The organism is Sphingomonas sp. P3_C6 (genome assembly GCF_056402595.1).
Genome location: NZ_JBFUHB010000002.1, coordinates 134,556 through 154,185 on the forward strand (window position 1 = coordinate 134,556; position 19,630 = coordinate 154,185).

Below are 19,630 nucleotides of genomic sequence, written 5' to 3' on the forward strand. Positions count from 1 at the left end.
TCATGCTCCCGCTAGTTCGGCGAGCAGGACGCCCGCGCTGTTCGATCTGGGTTTCCACAGGCTGCGCTCGAGCGCTTCGGCCAGGCGCGCGGCCGTTTCGCGCAGTGCTGCCGGATTGGCGTCGGCCATGAAGGCGCGGACGTCGCGATCCTCGATAAAAGCCGCATAGACCGCGTCGAAATGATGGTCGCGCACCGCATGGGTCGTTGCGGCGAAGGCGAACAGATAGTCGACGCTCGCCGCGATCTCGAACGCGCCCTTGTACCCGTGGCGCATCACGCCCGCGATCCATTTGGGATTGGTTACGCGCGCGCGGACCACCCGGCCGATTTCGTCTTCCAGCGTGCGGACGACCGGCCGGTCGGGGCGGCTATGGTCGTTATGGTAGGAAAGCGGGCGCTTGCCCGAAAGATGTTCGACCGCTGCGGCGATGCCGCCTTCGAACTGATAATAATCGTCGCTGTCGAGCAGGTCGTGCTCGCGATTGTCCTGGTTCTGCACCACCGCATCGGCCTGGGTCAGCCGCTCGGCGAACAGGTCGCGCTCGGCATCGCCCTCGACGCCCGCACCGTAAGCATAGCTGCCCCAGTCGAGATACACCTCGGCCAGATCGGCGCGGCTGTGCCAGATCTTCTCGTCGATCATCGCCTGCAGGCCGGCACCATAGGCGCCCGGCTTCGACCCGAACACCCGGAAGCCTGCTCGCAGCGCGGCGGCCTTCGCCTCCTCGCCCTGGTCGATCAGCCGCGCCGTCTCGGCGCGGTGGCGCGCAGCGGCGGGGTTGTTTTGGTCGGGCTCGTCGAGCGCCATGATCGCGCGTGCGGCGCTGTCGAGCAGGTCGATCTGCTCGGGAAAGGCATCGCGGAAGAAGCCCGAGACGCGGAAAGTGACATCGATACGAGGCCGGCCGAGCTCGGTCACGGTCATCACCTCGAACCCGATCACGCGGCCGGAGGTCCAGTCCCAGCGCGGACGCGCGCCCATCAGCGCGAGCGCCTGGGCGATGTCGTCGCCGCCGGTGCGCATATTGGCGGTGCCCCAGGCGCTCAGCGACATCGCCTTGGGATAATCGCCCTTACGCTGCAGATAATCGTCGACCAACAGCTGCGCGGAGCGCTGGCCGAGGTCCCAGGCGGTCGCTGTCGGTACGGAACGCGTGTCCACCGAATAGAAATTGCGCCCGGTCGGCAGCACATCGGGGCGCCCGCGCGTCGGTGCGCCGGAAGGCCCGGGAGCAATGAACCGTGCGTCGAGCCCCGCGAGCAGTGCCGCTCGTTCGGCACCGCCGCATGCATCGACCCGCGAGGCGAGGTCGCCAAGAACGGTCTGCAACACGATCTGCGAGGTCGGGCCGGGGGCTGCGGCACCCTCCACCATTGTGATCGCCAGCAGTTCCAGCCGTTCGACCGTGTCGCCCAGCGTTCGCCAGGGATCCGCTGAGATAGCCGCCAACACCGCCGGCTTCGGGCCCTGCCACGGATCGCCCATCGTGCAGTCGAGCGGGTCGAAGTCGAGCCCGAGATCGTCCGCCATTGCCCGCAGCAGCGATGCCTGGCCCGGCGTGTCGTACCCGCGCGGCGTCCGCGACAGCGCGATCAGCAGATCGGTGCGCAGCCGCCCTTCGGGCGAGCGGGTGAAGATGTGCAGTCCGTCGCGGATCTGCATTTCCTTCAACTCGCACAGATAATTGTCGAGCGCCGCGAGGGCATCGTCGCCGTCTCCGACCGCACCGGCGTCTGTGTCCAGCCCCTGGCTGCGTGCGAGGTTGAGGATCTCGCCCTTCAGATGATCGATCCGGCGCGGGTCCATGCCGGCCGCCAGATAATATTCGTCGACCAGCGCCTCGAGCTGCTTGAGCGGGCCATAGCTTTCGGCGCGGGTGAGGGGAGGGGTAAGATGGTCGATAATCACCGCCCCGATGCGGCGCTTCGCCTGCGTGCCTTCGCCGGGATCGTTGACGATGAACGGATAGAGCTGCGGCACCGGCCCGGCGCAGATCTCAGGAAAGCAGGTCTCCGACAGCGCCAGCGCCTTGCCCGGCAGCCATTCGAGGTTGCCGTGCTTGCCGACATGGACCACGGCATGCGCGCCGAACGCGCGGTTCAGCCAGATATGGAACGCCAGATAGGCGTGCGGCGGTACCAGCGCGGGATCGTGATAGGTCGCCTTGGGATCGACATTGTAACCACGGGCAGGCTGCACCGCGACCACGACATTGCCGAAACGATGGACCGCAAGCCGGAAGGCACCTTCGCGCACGAACGGGTCAGTTTGGGCTTCTCCCCAACGCTCGATCACCGCCGCACGAACCGCCTCGGGCATCGCGTCGAACGCGGCGCTATACTCGGTCAGCGAGAGCGCGATTTCGCCGCCGCGGTCAATCGAATCGAGCGCGTTGGTGACGCCGCCGAGCATCACCTCCATGAGCGCGGCGCCGTCGCCCGGCGCTTCGCCCACCGCATAGCCCGCGTCGCGCAGTGCGGAGAGGATGGCGGCAGCGCTTGCCGGCGTGTCGAGCCCGACGCCGTTACCGATCCGGCCATCGCGATTGGGATAATTGGCGAGCACCAACGCAATCCGGCGCTCGGCAGTGGGAGTACGGCGCAGCGTCGCCCAATTGGCGGCGAGATCGGCGACAAAGGTGACCCGGTCGGATGCCACCCGGGGGACGACGATGCCGCATTCGGTCCGGGCATCGAACCGCTCGGCCGCCTTGAACGCGACGGCCCGCGTGAACAGCCGGCCATCCACCTCGGGAAGCGCGACGTTCATCGCGAGGTCGCGCGGGCCGAGGCCGCGTGCCGACTCTGCCCAGGCACGCTGCTCGACGCCTGCGAACACCGTCTGCAGGATCGGGCAGTCAGCCAGTTCGAGCACACTCCCGGTGCGGTTCTCTCCGGGCGACGATGCCGCGAACGACGTGGCGTTGAGGATGACGTCCGGCCCGATCCCGGCAAGCAGGCCGCGCAGCCAGTCGACCGCGAAGGGTTCCCGCAATGCACGGACATGGACCGCGGCGACGTTGAGCCCGCGATCCTCCAGGGCAGACACCATCGCATCGACCGCGTCGAGCGTTCCGGCGATCAGCAGCGCGCGGTAGAAGACGAACAGGGCCACCGGCCGTCCCTCGACCCAACGGGCGCGCAGATCGGCGAGGCCGGGGCGCTCGACGCCCTTCAGATAGAGTCCGGCGTCGGCGACCGGCACGGGATCGTCCGGCATCCCGACATCGCGCCTGATCAGCCGCGCGGCGGATCGCAGGAAGCTCACCGCATTGGCGACACCACCCTGGCGCAGATAGTCGCGCAGCCGGTTGCACGTCTCGGCCGGGAGAGTCGATGCGGCCTGAAGCGCGGGATCGTCCTCACGCCCATCGGCGATCGCGGCAAAGGAGATGCCCCGATCACGCGCGACCGCGGCGATCTCGTCGATCCCATAGGGCCAATAGGCCTTGCCGCCGAGCAGCACGACGCAGACGAACTTCGCGTGCGCCACGACTTTCTCGACATAAAGGTCGACCGAATAGGGATGTTTCAGCTGCAACAGGTTGGCAAGGCGGATGGTCGGCCCGCCATCGCCGATGATCTCCGCCGCGCGCGAGAAACAGGCGAGCTCGCTGTCCGCCACGGTGAGGAACACGATATCGCCCGGCGACTGATCGAGGTCGATCGCCTCGTCGCCGTTCGAAACCGTTCCCGGCGTGGCGGACAGGAGATGCATCAGCCGATGACGCCCGCCAGCTCGGCTTCGATTGCAGTGCGGTCCAGGCCCTTCTGGCCGATCACGACAAGGCCGGTACGGCGCAGCTCCCCGGCCTTCCAGGCGCGGTCGAAGAAGTGCTGGATGCGTGGGCCGACGGCCTGAATAACCAGCCGGCTCGGCTTGCCGGCGACGGCGACCATGCCCTTGATCCGCAGCACGTCGTGCTGCGCGATGATCTCACCCAGCCGGGCGACCAGCGCGTCGAGATCGGCCACGTCGCCGCCCGCTGCGACGAAGCTGTCGAAATCGTCGTGATCATGCTCTTCGCCATCGTCGATGTGCGACTTGCGTGAATCGAGATCGTCCTCGGCCGCCGCGGTGATGCCAAGCAGGGCCGCGATATCGACCGCGCCATGATCGGCGCGCACGATCTTCACACCGGGGCGGGTCTCCGCCTCGACCAGTGCCTCGACCCGCGCCAGCGTTTCGGCATCGACCAGATCGGTCTTGTTGAGCACGACCATGTCGGCGCAGCCGAGCTGTTCCTCGAACAATTCCTCCAGCGGGGAGTCATGGTCGAGATTGGGGTCGGCCGCCCGGGCCGCCGCCAAGGCAACCTCGTCGGTGGCAAAACGGCCGGCTGCGACTGCATCGGCGTCGATCAGTGCGACCACCCCGTCCACCGTCGCGCGGGTGCGGATGGCGGGCCATTGGAAGGCCTTGACCAGAGGCTTGGGCAGAGCGAGGCCCGAGGTTTCGATGATGATGTGTTCGGGCGGGTTCGGCCGGTCGAGCAGCTTCTCCATCGTCGGCAGGAAGTCGTCGGCGACGGTGCAGCAAATGCAGCCATTGGCCAGCTCGACGATATCGTCCTCGGGGCAGGCATCGTCGTTGCAGCCCTTCACCAACTCGCCATCGACACCGACATCGCCGAATTCGTTGATGATCAGCGCAAGCCGCCGGCCCTTGGCGTTTTCCAGCAGGTGCCGGATCAGCGTGGTCTTGCCGGCTCCCAGGAACCCGGTGATGACGGTGGTTGGTACCTTGCTCACGCTTATTCTCCTTCTCGACCGCGCGGCCACGACGCGTGTCGGGCCGTACGAAACTCTCTTGGTGAAATACCCGCCGGGCCATGGGTGCCCGTGTCGCGCGGGGTGCTCCTGAAAATGCGGTGGACTAGCCCCGCCGGCCCGCCTGTGCCCGCAGCAGCGTTTCGGCCAATGCCCCGAAGCCGATGCCGATCACCGACCAGAGGATTGCCTGCATGCCGAGTGACGCGATCCTGAACTGCCAGAGGACGGTGGCGGGGAAGTCGGCCGGTACCTCGTCGACCACCGGCAGGGCGAGCTGGACGACGATCATCGCCAGCACATAGAGCCCGGCGGCGGCGAGTACCGCGTTGAACGCGCCGATCCTGGCGACCAGCCCCCGGCCGGTCCGGATCGCCATCACCAGGCTGGCGAGAGACAGCGCGATCATGGCGAAATAGACCAGGGTACGGAATGCCACTGTTTCATGCAGCCCCACCGCCGGCGGCGTCGGCGGATATTTCAGCGCCGGCACCAGGGCGATGGCGAGAAAGGCGCCCGATGCCAGCAGCAGCGAGAGCGTGCGCGGCCCCATCGCCGTGCCAAGCCGGCCATAGCTGGCGGCGAAGACGAGCGAGAAGATGCCGCCCATCGCCGCGCCGTACAGCGTCAGCGCCGTCAGCAGGCCAAGGCCTTTCTGCGTGTCCCGGCTGACGATTTCGGGTTCGTCGGCTGCAGCCATATGGTCGGGCGCCATCCGGGCGGCGTGTGCTTCCTGCCGCGCCTCAAAGGCGATGGCGAGATCGACCTGAGGCTCGGCGATCACCCGCGCGAACAGCATGACGAACAATGCGGCGATGACCCCGACAATCATGCCGCGGATCAGCAGGCTCCTGGCCATGATCAGCCCGCCTTAGTGGCAGGGGAAGCCGAGGAGATGTCGCCCGTCATGCACGATCTCGTGCACATACATGCCCTTGAACAGCGCGAGCGCGCCCTGTTCGGTGCTGACGAAATAGAGGAAGATGAGGGCCAGGATCGTGCCGAAGACGGCCCAGGGCAGGATTTCGCCCAGCGGGATCGCCGCCTTGCCGTCAACCGGGATGAAGATGTCGTCGGCGAAGAGTGCCGTGCTGGCCATGATGCGCTCCTTCAGGGATTCCGCGTCCCTCTGGTTCCGGTGTTGATCGAGGAAGGTCTGACTCCCGTCTGCGCCCCTCGACAGCCGAGCGGCACAAACGATAACAGTGGCGCGACCGCGCCGGAATCTCACCGGCTTCTTCCTCGGCCTTGCCCCGCCAGTAGGGCCGATCCCGGATAGCGTCAACGATCACCGGAGGCTCGCCTGGCCACTCGACTGACCCTTCTCTGCCATGCCGGCACACGCTCGATGCGCGAGGGCGGCTTTCCCGCGCGGGACGAGCCGCTCGACGACGGCGGTTTGCGGAAGGCGGCCGGACTGGTGTCTGTCGGGAGCAACGCCGGACTGCTTTTCAGCGCTCCCGAACACGCGGCGCGGCAGACCGCCGAGGCGCTGGGCGGGGAGCCGGCAATAGAGGAAGCGCTGCGCGATCTAGATCATGGCGACTGGATCGGGCGACGCTTCGCCGAGGTTCATGCGGCGGACCCGGAAGCGTTCGCGGGCTGGATCGCCGACCCGGCGGCGGGCGCGCCGGGCGGGGAGTGCTTTGCCGACGCCGCCGCCAGGGTAGGGGACTGGCTGTCGGACATGGCACGGCTCGAAAGCGCGATCCGCGCAGTCGCCGGGCCCAGTATCATCCGCGTATTGGTCGCACTGGCGATCGATATTCCCATCGCCGCAGCACTGCGCATAGACATCGCGCCGCTTTCCGCCACGACCCTATCCTTCAACCGGGGCTGGCGACTTCAGGGAATCTGTCGCGCCTGAACGCATGCGATTTTGTTGCGCTTGCGAACTGCCCTTTTCTTGCATATCAGCGCCGGGTTCTTGCCGCGGGCTTCGGCCTGCTTCTCGAACAATGATCGCGTCGGTGCCTCGAAAGAGGCTTAAAAGGGAACACGGTATGGGTGGCGCAGGTCACCCGAAGCCGAGGCTGTCCCTGCAACTGTAAGCGGCGAGCGCGATGCATATCGCTCCCCTTCGAAGGAGCAGCCACTGGGCCGGACGCTGAGACATGCGAGGTCTGGGAAGGCATGCATCAAGCGATGACCCGTGAGCCAGGATACCTGCCGGCGTCTGGTCGCTCTTGCCCTGGCCCAGGGGATGGCCGCGGCACGGTGTACTCCGTCTGAGCGACGAACGAGCGGCTGGGGCCGCATCGGATACGTGCGTCGGTCGCCCTTGGCGTCCGGCCGCCGCGCGTGCCGACCGTTCGTGAACGGCACGCCCCCGCCCGACGTCGACCGACGCCAAAGGGGGTACCAAATGCAGAAGCTCGCACTCATCTCGCAGATGGCGCTTGCCGCCGCTCTCGCCACGTTCGCCAGCACCGCCGCCAGCGCACGGACCACCGACCGCAATGCCGAGGATTCAGCGTCCAATCCCGGCGACATCATCGTCACCGGCACCAGCCTCGAAGAGACGCTGCCGCAGGAACTCGCACGCTACGGCAGCGACATCGAGATCGTCACCGACAAGCAGGTCCGCGATCGCGGGGTGGTGGACGTTGCCAGCGCGCTCGAAAGCGTGCCCGGCCTGTACATCGAGCCCGGCGCCGGCCCGTTCAGCTATGTCGACGTCTCGCTCCAGGGATCACGCACGCAGGACGTGCTGTGGACTGTCGACGGCGTCCGCATCAACAACCGCCTCTATGGCAGCACCTCGCCCAACGACACGCTGCCCGCCAGCATGATCGAGCGGATCGAGGTGCTGAAGGGCGGCGAGAGCCTGTTCTACGGCACCCAAGCGGCGGCCGGCGTGATCAACGTCGTGACGCGCGGTTTCACCGACGACTTCAATGGGCAGGTCAACGCCAATGTCGACAGCCGAGGCGGCACCAATGTCGACGGCTATGTCCGCGGCAGCCTCGGCGAGCACAAATTCGTCGCCTGGGTATCGCGCAACGACGCCGACGGCTATCGCCCGTACAGCGTGATGCAGCCGAGCGCGACCGACCAGCTGCGCGGCTATCACCTCTGGTCGGTCGGCGGGAAATATCAGTTCGACTTCACGTCGGACCTGCGCCTCAACGCCGAATATCAGCATACCGAGGCGAATCTCGACAATCTCTCGCCGACGCGGGTCAACAAGAGCCGCAACGACCGCAACGAGGAGATTGCGAGCCTCCGGCTCGACTATACCGGCAGCGACACGGTCCAGTTCTACCTGAAGGGCTACTATCACGACTGGCGGACGGCCTATGTCCAGATCCTCAACCCGATCCCGGCCGGCCCGCCGGTCACCGTCTATCCCGAGGGCACTTTCTGGGGCTTCCAGGATTATGGCGGCAGCGCCGTGGTGAAGTTGCACCCGCACAAGGGCCTCGAATATCTGATCGGTTACGACTTCCAGAACTTCAACGGCCGCGACGACGTGCTGCTGATCGGCAAGCTCACCGAGCAGGTCCATGCCGGCATCTTCCAGGTCCGCACCACTGACGAGATCAGCAAGCGCGGGCGGCTCACGGCCGGCGTGCGCTACAACGAGACCGGCGGCGCAAAGAAGACGATCTGGAATGTCAGCGGCCGCTACGACCTGACCGACAGCCTCTATGTCGAGGGTAATGGCGGCACGTCGTTCATCCTGCCCGACGCGTCGTCGCTCTACGGCATCGATCCGTGCTGCGAGATCGGCAACCCGAACCTCAAGCCCGAGCAGAGCCTCAACGTCAACCTGACCGGCGGCGGCAGGGTCGCGTTGGCGGGCGGCGGACTGGACTGGAAGGTTACCTATTTTCAGCGCCGGATCACCGACCTGATCGACTATGACTACGAGAATCCCGCCTTCCCGAACGGCACCTACATCAACGTCGACAACAAAGTGAACGTGCACGGCGCCGAGGTCTCGCTCGACGCCAATGTGGCGCGCGACTGGCAGGTCATGGCGAGCTACACCTTCAACCGCACCCGCGACGAGGGATCGAAAACTCAGCGCGACCGCACGCCCGAGCAGTTCGCCAAGGGATCGATCGCCTATGCGCCGCAGGACCTGCCGTTCGGCGCCAATGTCTCGATCAACTGGGTGGGAGACGCCTTCTCGTCGCCCTTTGGTTTTCCGCGTCAGAACTACGGCAATTATGCGATCGTCGATCTGGGCGCGCATCTCTATGTCGACGGTGCTGCCCGGCGGCACCGGTTCGGCGTCAATATCGAGAATGTGACCGGCCAGGACTATGCGACGCGCGGCCACGGCTCGGCACCGGCCGATACCGGTGGGCGCTTCCTATATTTCAACCGCGGCGTGCCCCGGACTCTGCGGGTCAGCTACGGCCTGAGCTTCTGAGGCCGCCATGCTCCGCCCCATCCTGTTCCTGCATCGCTGGCTTGGAGTGGTCATCGGCGCGCTGATGACGCTCTGGTGCCTGTCCGGGTTCGTCATGATGTATGTCGATTACCCCAGGCTGATGCCGGACGAGCAGGTGCGGGGGCTCGCGCCCCTGCACCTGCCCGGGGCGGCGGCATTGGCACGTATCGATCTGCCCGCAGATACGCCGCTCGCATCGGCGACGCTGGAGATGATGGCGGGACGGCCCGTGCTGCGGATCGTCCCGGTCATGGATCCGAGCAGGCCGATCGCGCAGATGCGGGTGACGCCGGGAAGCTATGACCTGACGACCGGCAAGGCGATCGCGACGCTTTCCCCGGCCGATATCCGCGCCATCGCGACCGTTTTCGCGCGGCAGTCGGGTATAGCGGGGGCGCCCCTGTCCGTCGCGCCGACGGCGATGGATCAATGGACGGTGCAGACGTTCCGGCGCAATCAGCCGCTCTATCGCATCGACTATGACGATCCTGCCGCCACGACCCTCTATGTCGCGGGCAATAGCGGCGAGGCGGTACAGCAAACGACCCGGTTCGAGCGTTTCTGGGGCTGGCTCGGTGCGGTGCCGCACTGGCTCTATCCCACGATCCTCCGGCAGGATGGCGAGGCGTGGAGTCAGGTCGTCATCTGGACCTCGCTCAGCGGCTGTTTCCTGACGATTACCGGCCTGTGGGTCGGCATTTCCCGCCTGCGCCGACGGCGGGACGGAAGCATCGGCTCGCCCTATAACGGGCTGTGGTGGTGGCATCACATGCTCGGCCTGTTCCTCGGCCTGCTGACGCTGACCTGGGTCGCCAGCGGTCTTTTCTCGATGAACCCCTGGGGTTTCCTCGACAGCATGGCCGGCTTTGCGGAAGGCAGGCGGCTGGCCGGAACCGTCACTTGGGGCGACGTCCGCGGTGCGATGTCGCGGCCCGGCACCCTGCCGACGGGAACGGTAAGGCTGGAAAGCGCGCCCCTCGGCGGGCGTATCTTCCTCGTCGCCATCGACCGCGATGACCGGACGACCCGTTTCGATTCGGGCGGCAGGCCCGATCCGCTTCGGGTCGAGACGTTGAAGGCTGCCCTGCGCAACGGCCCGCCTGTCGCCTCGCTCGAAAAGCTCGGTACAGAGGACGACTATTACTACACCCACAAATTCCCGCTGAAGCTTCCGGTGTGGCGGGCCATCCTGTCCGATGCCGAGCAGACCCGGCTCTATATCGATCCCGACTCGGGCAGGCTGGTCCGAGCCTTTGATCGCAACGCTCGCGGTTTCCGCTGGCTGCAGGATGGGTTGCACAGCCTCGACTTCCCGGTCCTACGCTCGCGACCGCTCTGGGATATCGTCGTCCTGCCGATGCTTCTCGCCGTGACATTGGTGTGCGGGACGGGGACCTGGATGAGCTTCCGCAAGGTCGGCCGTGATATCCGCCGGCTGCGGCGGCGGATCAGGGCGCGCCGCTGAACCTCAGGCGTCGAGCTTGAAGTGGAACAACCGGCTCGGGCCGTCTTCCGGAATGACGAAGAGATCGCGGCCCTTCAGCGCCATGCCTTCGCTGGTATAGCTTTGGGCGCGGTCGGTTGCGCCCGCGCGCAGCGTTCGCACCACTTTCATCGATGGCCAGTCGATCCAGTCGATCGTGCCGCTGAGCGGTGTCAGATATCCCATTCCAGATGGCGGCACGGCACCGTGTAGACCATCTCTACGATGCCATCGGCCGTATCGAGGTCGAGGCCATCCTTGATCCACGCGGGTGCCCAACGTTCCGTACCCGATGCGCCGACAGTGCGATGCCCGAGTGCGTCAGGTAAGCCATCTGGTCCAACGTTGCCCGGATGCGGTCATGGTGGCTCGGTCGGTAGAAATCCTGGCGGATTTCCTCCTCGCGCGGCCAGACTATTTGCAGCGGGAAGGGAGCCTGCATCGCCAGCGCCAGAACCTGCTCGATCGAGCAGGTTTCCAGCCGGCGGCCGAAGCCGCCGCCCATCAGCTCATTTCGGATGTGGACGGCATCGCGCGAGATGCCGGTCATCCGGACCGCGCAATCCTCGACCCGGCTCGGGACTTGGGTGCCCACCCAGATGTCGCAGCGGTCGGGGCGGACATGGACGACCGTGTGGAAGACGCCGAGCGTATCGGCCTTGCGGATCATCGCATAGGTCGTCAGATCCTCGCCCGGGATGGTCGCTAGGTCGAGCTTCACACCCTTGTCTTGGTCCATGAATTCGAAGGCGCGGCGCATACGGCCGCAATCGAGCGAGCCGCGGAAACGGCTGACGCGCACTTCCCCGGTGACGCTGTTGACGCGCACCTCGCAGAACATCGCCGGGTGGCTGTGCATCGACCACTGCATCGTCTCCAGGTGCTGCGGCGGCGTCGCTTCGACGCTGATCGAATCGCGCTGGCCGCGCGCCGGGATCGAGGCATAGGTGTCGTGAAGCTCGGTCTCATCGCGCTTGCACAGGCCGCCGTTGCGGCTGGAACTTCGTCTATGTTCAGACCGGCCAGCGGCGAAGCATTGCGGGCGATCTTGAGCAGTTCCTTCACCAGCGCGTTGTACGCCGCGATCACCGATGCATCGCTCGAGGCGGCTGTTGCGAGCCGCCCGCCAGCACCACGCCGGGCAGGGTCGAATCGCCATAGTTGAAGATGATCGCATCGAGATCGAGGCGATCAGACCGCCGTCGATCCCTAGAGTTGTATGTATCCGCGTCGCGCCGCGACCACCACAGCTTGGGTACGGTCATTGACGTCGAGCTTGAGATAAATCGCTTTCAGAATCGCCTTTACCGTTTCGGGCGACAGTCTCATCCGTCTGGCGATCTCCTTATTCTCCCGGCCTTCCGCGACTTCCAGCAGCACGAGCTTTTCCCGATCGTTGAGGGGTTCATCGAAAGAATGGAGCGCAATTTGCTGCGCCACTTCGGGGGCCACGAACCTGCGCCCGGCGTGAATATCCCGGATGGTTTTGAAGAGATCCGTTCGGATGCAGTTCTTCAGTAGGTAGCCACTGGCACCGGCCCGCAACGCGCTGCGCGCGAGGGTGTCGCCTGGATAAGTCGTCAAAACGATGATGCCAGCGCGCGGGTCCAACGCGCGGATGCGCGCGATCGCGGAGACACCGTCCATCTCTGGCATCTGTATGTCCATGAGGACGATATCGGGTCGCAGGTCGACGAACCGCTCGACTGCCTGGGCGCCGTCCGCCGCTTCGCCCACGATCTGCATGTCGGCCTGGCGATCGACAAGACCGGTAATGCCGTCGCGAACGATCGGATGATCATCGACCACCAGAATGCGGATACGCCCTGTCTCATCCATGGGTCACCCTCCGCCGCCAATCAGGAAAATACGCGATACGCGCGGGAATTGTCACCCTGACGTTCGTACCGCCACCCGGCTTGCTATCAATCTCAAGCCGCCCGTGGATCGCCCGCGCTCGTTCTCGCATGCCGGCAAGGCCGAAATGGCCGGGGCGCCCGCCATTGCGCAACAGTTCCGGTTCGATCCCGCGACCGCCGTCGACTACCGAAACCGAAAGGCGCCACCACCCAAATCGGATCTGGATTTCGACGCAGTCGGCGGCCGCATGCGCGCGGGCGTTCACCAAGGCTTCGCCCACGATCCGGATCAGTTCGTCCGTCACGGTCTGGCTGACGGCACGCGGCCTGCCATTGACGAACACGTCGATCGGCACGCTTCCCTGATGATCGTTGGCAAGCGCGCCGAGCGCGGCTTCAAGCTCCTCGATCCGGTCGGCGGCACGGAGGTTCAGGACCCTGTCGCGCGCCTGCCCGAGTACGGCGTCTGCACTGTCGAGCGCGCGCTCCAGCGGCAACCGTTGCGCTTCGCCCGGAGACATGTCCTCGGCGATCAGCTGGAGGCGGAGGATCAGGCCCTGAACGCTCTGGATCAGCGTATCGTGCAGCTCGCGGGCGATACGTTCCCGCTCCGCGATACGTTCGGTCATGCGCGACCGGATATGCCGCGCGACTGTGCGCATTCGCATTGCATAGGCGAACGAGAGAATCCCGAGCAGGGCGACACTGCAGAGCAGCTTGAAAGGCCAGCCCTGAACGAAGGTCGGTCGAATCTGGAATTCGAGAACGACACCGGTGCTGCTCCAGGCTCCGTCACCATTCGCTGCTGTCACATGGAACCGATAGGCACCGGGTGACAGGTTGGTGTAGGATGCACGTCGCCCCGCACCGGCATCGACCCAGCCTTCGTCGACCCCCTCCAGACGATAGCGGAACGTGATGCGCGTCGGCGCCGCGAGGCTGAGTCCGGCATAGAGGATGTCGACCGCTCGCGTGCCCGGCGGCAGGACCAGCTTTCCAGGATCACGCCAGGACTTGGCCCCGCTGGACACGGAGCGGATTGCAACGGCGGGCGCCGGCGGGCTCCGTTCGAGTGCGGCCGGCTCGAAGAACGATGCGCCCTGGCGGTTGAGGAACCAGACTCTGCCATCCCCGCCCGTCGCGCTTTGCGGTCCCGTAAAGCCTGGATGCTGCGTCGTGCTCCCCAGGCCATCCTGCGCATCGAACAGGGTGCGCTTCAGCGCCGCATTGTGGTCGCCGAAGGCACGATCGAGATCGGCGGTCACGACCCGCGAGATGCTGCGACGACCTATCAGCCACGTCTCGTCCTCCGTCTGAACGAGGCTGCGCAGATCGGCCAGCCATGGAAAGCGAATCTCGCTCAATCGTTGCCATCGCCCGTCACGCATCCGGATCAGACCGCCGTCGCCGCTGAGGAACAAATCGCGGGTGCCGGCCGCGATCATCGAGCGCACGCCGATACCCGAACCCGCCAGATCGACGATGGTGAGACGGTCGCCGCGAATGATCCCCACCTTCGATCCCCTCGTACTGAACGCGGGATCGCCCCAGGGCGTGCCGATCAGGTCCCAGACCTGACCTGCCGCCGGTGCTCCGTCGGCCATCCGCCATCCGCTGGCGTCCCGACGGAGAAGCTTGCCGCTTTCCAGTGCTATCCACAGCCGGCCGAGCCGGTCTTCGGCGCAGGCCGTGATCGGCTCCTTGCTCGGGTTGGGTAGCGACAACGAGGCGCGCTCGGCTGCGACCCGCAGAATTCGCGCGGCCTCTATCACCCAGATTCCATCATTCCGCGCGGCGCAAAGCGTCGGTTCGCCCATCTTCAGATCGAGAATGCGCTCCGGGGCCTTGCCGGCCTCAGCGCGGAACAGGCTCTGCCGGGATCTGAAATAGACGCTGCCGTCCCTCGCACTCGCGATCGACAGACCATGGACCGGGTCATCGGGGATCGCCAGTTCCTGGGTCGCGCTGCCCCGGCGGAATTGGTCGATCCCGCTTTCGGTCGCGATCCAGACACTGCCTTCGCGATCTACGAACGGTTTGTAGCTGATGTCCGAGGTCAGGCCATTCGCCGCGCCGAACTGATAGACGCGGCCCGCACCACCGGGTGATGTCGCCGCGCCCGGAATGTAGAAGATTCCGACCGATGCCGTAGTCCCCCAGATCCCGCCCTGCCTATCAAATGCGGGCCAGGCAGTGCGGAGATTGGCCAGTGGCGGAAAACGGGCTGGGGAGGCGGGCGGCTTGCCCTCTCCATCCAGCAGCATCCGCGTTCCGTTGCCGTCCGAAGCCCAGAGCGCGCCACCGCTATCGAGCACGATTTTCGGCCGACCGCCAAGCCGGAACGGCATCTCCCGGAAACGGCTTGCATGCGGCGCAAGATAGGCGATGGCGCCACTCTCGCCATCCTGATGCGTGAGAGAAACCCACAGGCCGCCGGCGGACGTCGTGATCAATCCGATCACTGCGCCCGCAGGAAGGCCAAGCGGCTTGCCGACCGACTCCCACTTCTTGCCGCGCAGCCGGCGCAGCTCCTGGTCGAAACGGCCCGACGCCGCCCAGATCGTTCCGTCCGGTGCCTGCGCCATGGCTGCGATCGCTGACGGCGGGTCGGGCATGCGCATGTCGACCAGGCGTCCGCCGCGATATGCCAGGACGCCGCCCTTGTTGCTGAGGCCGACCCAGAGTTCGCCGTCGCGGCTGACCATCAGCTCGGCCGGCCAGGTCGATCGCGGCGTGCCCGCCGGCCATTCGATGCGCTCGAACGTCATGCCGTCGAACCGGAACAGGGCGTCACCGGCGAGCCAGAGATACCCGTCGGGCGTCTGGGCGATCTTGTAGGTCGTGCCCGGCGCGCCGTCATCGGCCGACCAGCGGACGTGCTTGAACGCCCCGAAACCCGGCGGCGTGACCTGCGCGCGGACAGGTTGCGCCATCACGACCGAGACCGACATCAGCATCGCAATCGGGGTCAGAAACGATCTCAACGGAGGGATCCCGCGCGAGACTCGCGACGTGCCGAATGGTGGTCTCGCGTCATTGCCGCGCACTCTGCACCTCCCTGCGATCGATGCGCATCCCCATCCGGGTATTTTCCCGCCCCCCAGGCTGGGATGGGTGGATCAACCACATTGGTCGAAAACTGTCATCGGAAATCAGGGGCGCGCCGCCCGGCGGCTGCCCGGCTCGGAGGAGATGACGATGCTACGATCCTTGTTGCTGGCGACAGCGTTGTTGGCGACCGCGCCCGCGGCCGCCCAGGTCCCGGCCTTTCCGGCTAGCTTCCAGGCGCGCGACATCGCGACCAACGGCGTTACCATACATGTCCGTGTCGGCGGGCATGGGCCAGCGGTGCTGCTGCTCCACGGCTATGGCGAGACCGGCGACATGTGGGCGCCGCTCGCCGACGCGCTGGACGATGATCATACCGTCATCGTCCCCGATCTGCGCGGCATGGGGCTGTCGTCGCATCCCGCGGGCGGGTTCGACAAGGTGAACCAGGGCCGCGACATGCAGGGCGTCCTCGCGGCGCTGAAAGTGGAGCGCTACGATCTGGTCACCCACGATATCGGCAACATGGTCGGCTTCGCGCTTGCCACCCAGCAGCCCGATCGGATCGACCATTTCGTCCTGATCGACGCACCAGTCCCGGGCGTCGGTCCGTGGGAGGAGATCCTGAAGAATCCCCTGCTCTGGCATTTCCGCTTCGGCGGGCCCGATATGGAGCGCCTCGTCGCCGGCCGCGAACGCATCTATCTCGACCGCTTCTGGAACGAGTTCTCGGCCAACCCGGCGCGTTTCGACGAAGCGTCGCGCCAGCATTATGCCGCTCTCTACGCGCGCCCTGGCGGCATGCATTCGGGCTTTGCGCAATTCGCCGCCTTCGATCAGGACGCCATCGACAACCGCGCCTGGCTTGGCGCCGGCGGCCGGCTGACCATGCCCATTCTGGCACTGGGCGGCGAGAAATCGTTCGGCACGATGATGGCGGCAGTGATCCGACCGGCGGCGACCAACGTCACCGGCGGCATCGTTCCGGATTCCGGCCACTGGATCATGGAGGAAAATCCCAAGGCGGTGATCGCCCTGGTCGCGCCGTTCCTGGACAACGGCAAGTGAACGCCCGGGCGATCGCCGTTGCACTGGCTGCCCTCCTGTCGAGCAGCCCCGATCTCGCGCAATCGAGCGAGGTGCGACTGACGCCTGCCGAGATCGACGCGCTGGCCAAGGGCGGCGCTGGGCCGGGGACCTCGGGCGTCGCGGGCATCCAGACGACAACCCTGTATGGCGACCCTTCCAGGGCCGGACCCTATACGATCGAAATCCGCGTGCCGCCGAACACGCGCATCGCGGCCCATGACCATCGCGATACGCGCACCGCGACGGTCGTCCGCGGCACCTGGTACTTCGGATATGGATCCGTCGCTGACGAAGCCCGGGTAAAGGCGCTGCCGCCGGGCAGCTTCTACACCGAGCCTGCCGGCGTCCCCCATTTCGCCATCACGCGGGACGAGCCGGTGGTGGTCTATATCCACGGCTGGGGCCCGACCAGCACACGCTTCACGGCCAGGCCCTGAAAGGGGGCGTCGCAGCACCCAGCCGGCCACGGCCCGACGAAAGGACATGCCATGACTTCGCCCAATACGATCCGCGACCCGATCGCGGACGAGCTTCTGACGTCCGAAAATGCCGCGCTCGTCATCATCGATTTCCAGCCCGTCCAGGTGGCGTCGATCGTCTCGATGGAGCGGCGCGAGCTTATCGCCAATGTCGTCGCCGTCGCGCAGGCGGCAAAGCTGTTCAGCCTGCCGGTGGTGCTTTCGACCGTGAACGTCGCGACCGGTCGCAACACGCCGACGATCCATCAACTGACCGAGGTGCTGGGCGACATCACGCCGATCGACCGGACCTCGATCAACGCGTGGGAGGACGAGGATTTCGTCGCGGCGGTCAAAGCCACCGGGCGCAGGAAGCTGGTCATGGTCGCGCTGTGGACCGAAGTGTGCCTGGTCTTTCCCGCGCTGGATGCGATGCGCGAGGGGTACGAGGTGTATCCCGTGGTCGATGCAGTGGGCGGCACGTCGCTGCTCGCCCACCGCGCCGGGCTCACGCGCATCGTGCAGGCCGGCGCACGACCGATCACCTGGATCCAGCTGGCCTGCGAGCTCCAGCGCGACTGGCGCCGGGAGGCCACCGCACCCGAATTCGCCAAGATCGTCTTCTCGTCGATCCATCCCTGATGACGGGTCGACGAACGGAGCCATGAGCCGCCCATACGCTGAGCTCCAGACTGGTCGTCGCGCTCGCCGCGGCCAGTGACGAGTTGCCGCGTCATCCGATACGCCCGATCGCAGGCAGGCTTGCCTGCCTGTATCCGCCGCTCGCCTGAGGACCTGTTCCCATGAAGCTCAATCCCGGGCTGATCGCTTTGTCGGTCGGCGCCTTCGGCATCGGTGTCACGGAATTCGCGCCGATGGGGCTGTTGCCGGTCATCGCAACCGATCTCGGCGTATCGATTCCTGCGGCCGGCCTGCTGATCAGCGCCTATGCGCTGGGCGTGATGGTCGGCGCGCCGCTGATGACGCTGACCACCGGCCGTGTGCCGCGCCGTGCGCTGCTGATCTCGCTGGCCGGCATCTTCACCCTTGGCAACCTGCTCGCCGCGGTGTCGGACAGCTACGGGATGCTGCTCGCAGCACGTGCGCTGACGGCGCTCAACCATGGCGCGTTCTTCGGCGTGGGTTCGGTGGTCGCCGCAACCCTCGTCGCCCCGGAGAAGCGCGCCGGCGCGGTCGCAGCGATGTTCATGGGGCTGACCATCGCCAATGTCGTCGGCGTGCCGCTTGCCACCTGGGCCGGCGAGCATCTGGGCTGGCGCGCGTCCTTCTGGGGCATCGCCGGGCTCGGCGTGGCAACGATGGTGGCGCTGCGGGCGACGTTGCCCGTCCTGCCTGCACCGGGCCGCGGCGACGCCTGGGCCGAGGTGCGCGTGCTCGCACGGCCGACGGTGTTGGGCGCGTTCGGGCTCACGGTGATCGGATCGAGCGCGATGTTCACCGTGTTCACCTACATCACGCCGATCCTGCGCGTCGCGACGCATGCGTCACTTGGGTTCGTGACCGCGATGCTGGTGATCTACGGCGTGGGCCTGACCGTCGGCAATTGGCTGGGGGGGCGATTTGCAGACCGGTCGGTGGATCGCACGCTCATGGTCACGCTTGCCGCACTCTCGGCGATCCTCATCGGCTTCGCATGGGGCATGTCCCATGCTGCGCCGAGCGTGGTGCTGATCTTCCTGTGGGGCGTGGCGAGCTTCGCGCTGGTGCCGCCATTGCAGGTGCACGTTCTGGCGGCGGCCGCGGACGCGCCGAACCTTGCTTCTTCCGTGAATATTGGCGCCTTCAACCTTGGCAATGCCTTCGGCGCGGCTTTGGGCGGCGGCATCATCGCTGCGCGGCTTGGCTATCCCGCGGTGGCACTGGCAGGCGCTGCCACCGCATTGATCGGCCTTTGCGTCACCGTTTTTGCCACGCGACATCACGGCAATGGGGCCGCATGACGGCCGCGAGATGTGAGGTGCCAGGGTACGCTTGGAGATCGCTGATCGAGCCACTGGTCCCTGTTACGCTCCCCTGACAGCGCACCGGAATTCGGGTGGCGAACGTTGCGTGTTCACCGCCGTTCTCACAGGGGCTGCCCTGGATCACGCTGGCGACGACAACGGGCGAGAGTGCTCCGTCGCTCGGCGACCGGAGCCGATACTGGTGCGGGCGATCGGCGGCTTCCACGGCGGGCCGGAGATGACATGCTCTGAAGCCAAGCCGGGATGCGCTCCGGTTCGGGCATATGCCCTGCCGACGACGACGTCGTCGCCGCGAACGGGCGAGGTGGGCGTCGCTGCCCTCTAACCTCGCCGCGGCGTGCCGCAAGCCGGGCGGCGCCCGGCTCCTCCACTATGTTCCAGCCCTTTGGCCCACCCCGTAGCGCAAGCGCGACGGGGGCCCGGAAGGGTGCGGCCCGCCTCATCCGGCGGGGCTTGCCGGTTCGCTCCTGCCGCCCACCCCGCCATTCCGGCGCGGTCGCAGTGTTTTCGAAGATGGAGGCAGGGTGATGGCTT

General features: G+C 66.3%; 15 protein-coding genes and 1 riboswitch. Of the genes, 7 read left to right on the top strand and 8 right to left on the bottom strand.

Annotated elements, in window-relative coordinates; all coding sequences use genetic code 11:
- From cobN to AC1DT7_RS04070, 4 genes are all read right to left on the bottom strand, one after another.
- The gene (gene cobN / locus AC1DT7_RS04055; protein WP_478034429.1) at positions 1-3,720 is read right to left on the bottom strand and encodes a cobaltochelatase subunit CobN; all 3,720 of its coding nucleotides are present in this window, start codon (positions 3,718-3,720) and stop codon (positions 1-3) included.
- Entirely contained in the window at positions 3,720-4,754 is a 1,035-nt protein-coding gene (cobW, locus tag AC1DT7_RS04060) for a cobalamin biosynthesis protein CobW (protein WP_478034431.1), read from the bottom strand. The genes cobN and cobW overlap by 1 nt, the downstream gene beginning before the upstream one ends.
- Before the next feature lie 124 nt (positions 4,755-4,878).
- Positions 4,879-5,631, bottom strand: coding sequence for a CbtA family protein (locus AC1DT7_RS04065; RefSeq protein WP_478034432.1), 753 nt, complete (start codon positions 5,629-5,631; stop codon positions 4,879-4,881).
- Between the two features lie 12 nt (positions 5,632-5,643).
- Positions 5,644-5,871: a CbtB domain-containing protein gene (locus AC1DT7_RS04070; RefSeq protein WP_478034433.1), complete on the bottom strand. Its 228-nt coding sequence runs from the start codon at positions 5,869-5,871 to the stop codon at positions 5,644-5,646.
- 216 nt (positions 5,872-6,087) lie between these two features.
- On the opposite strand from AC1DT7_RS04070, the gene AC1DT7_RS04075 reads away from it, so the two are divergent.
- From AC1DT7_RS04075 to AC1DT7_RS04085, 3 genes are all read left to right on the top strand, one after another.
- Positions 6,088-6,639 (top strand): histidine phosphatase family protein, encoded by a 552-nt coding sequence (locus AC1DT7_RS04075; protein ID WP_478034637.1) that lies wholly within the window; start codon positions 6,088-6,090, stop codon positions 6,637-6,639.
- Positions 6,640-6,723: 84 nt separating this feature from the next.
- Positions 6,724-6,960: riboswitch (cobalamin riboswitch) on the top strand.
- Positions 6,961-7,137: 177 nt separating this feature from the next.
- Complete coding sequence (locus tag AC1DT7_RS04080; RefSeq protein ID WP_478034434.1) at positions 7,138-9,153, top strand: TonB-dependent receptor plug domain-containing protein; 2,016 nt, start codon at positions 7,138-7,140, stop codon at positions 9,151-9,153.
- Positions 9,154-9,160: 7 nt separating this feature from the next.
- Positions 9,161-10,639 (top strand): PepSY domain-containing protein, encoded by a 1,479-nt coding sequence (locus AC1DT7_RS04085; RefSeq protein ID WP_478034436.1) that lies wholly within the window; start codon positions 9,161-9,163, stop codon positions 10,637-10,639.
- A gap of 3 nt (positions 10,640-10,642) precedes the next feature.
- On the opposite strand, the gene AC1DT7_RS04090 is transcribed toward AC1DT7_RS04085, so the two are convergent.
- Genes AC1DT7_RS04090 through AC1DT7_RS04105 form a run of 4 tightly spaced genes read right to left on the bottom strand, consistent with a single transcriptional unit; the run spans position 10,643 to position 15,500 of the window.
- Positions 10,643-10,843 (bottom strand): hypothetical protein, encoded by a 201-nt coding sequence (locus AC1DT7_RS04090; protein ID WP_478034437.1) that lies wholly within the window; start codon positions 10,841-10,843, stop codon positions 10,643-10,645.
- Positions 10,844-10,877: 34 nt separating this feature from the next.
- A complete protein-coding gene (locus AC1DT7_RS04095; protein ID WP_478034438.1) occupies positions 10,878-11,816 on the bottom strand; it encodes a molybdopterin cofactor-binding domain-containing protein in 939 nt (312 codons plus the stop codon).
- 50 nt (positions 11,817-11,866) lie between these two features.
- Positions 11,867-12,496, bottom strand: coding sequence for a response regulator transcription factor (locus AC1DT7_RS04100; protein ID WP_478034440.1), 630 nt, complete (start codon positions 12,494-12,496; stop codon positions 11,867-11,869).
- On the bottom strand, positions 12,489-15,500 hold the full coding sequence (locus AC1DT7_RS04105; RefSeq protein WP_478034442.1) for a sensor histidine kinase: 3,012 nt from the start codon (positions 15,498-15,500) through the stop codon (positions 12,489-12,491). The genes AC1DT7_RS04100 and AC1DT7_RS04105 overlap by 8 nt, the downstream gene beginning before the upstream one ends.
- 214 nt (positions 15,501-15,714) lie before the next feature.
- Here AC1DT7_RS04105 and AC1DT7_RS04110 point away from each other — a divergent pair, with 214 nt between their 5' ends.
- From AC1DT7_RS04110 to AC1DT7_RS04125, 4 genes are all read left to right on the top strand, one after another.
- A complete protein-coding gene (locus AC1DT7_RS04110) occupies positions 15,715-16,632 on the top strand; it encodes an alpha/beta fold hydrolase (RefSeq protein ID WP_478034443.1) in 918 nt (305 codons plus the stop codon).
- The gene (locus tag AC1DT7_RS04115; protein ID WP_478034445.1) at positions 16,629-17,090 is read left to right on the top strand and encodes a cupin domain-containing protein; all 462 of its coding nucleotides are present in this window, start codon (positions 16,629-16,631) and stop codon (positions 17,088-17,090) included. The genes AC1DT7_RS04110 and AC1DT7_RS04115 overlap by 4 nt, the downstream gene beginning before the upstream one ends.
- A gap of 51 nt (positions 17,091-17,141) precedes the next feature.
- Positions 17,142-17,753, top strand: coding sequence for an isochorismatase family protein (locus AC1DT7_RS04120; RefSeq protein ID WP_478034446.1), 612 nt, complete (start codon positions 17,142-17,144; stop codon positions 17,751-17,753).
- A 161-nt stretch (positions 17,754-17,914) separates the two neighbouring features.
- On the top strand, positions 17,915-19,072 hold the full coding sequence (locus AC1DT7_RS04125) for an MFS transporter (protein WP_478034448.1): 1,158 nt from the start codon (positions 17,915-17,917) through the stop codon (positions 19,070-19,072).
- The last annotated feature ends 558 nt before the right edge of the window (positions 19,073-19,630 follow it).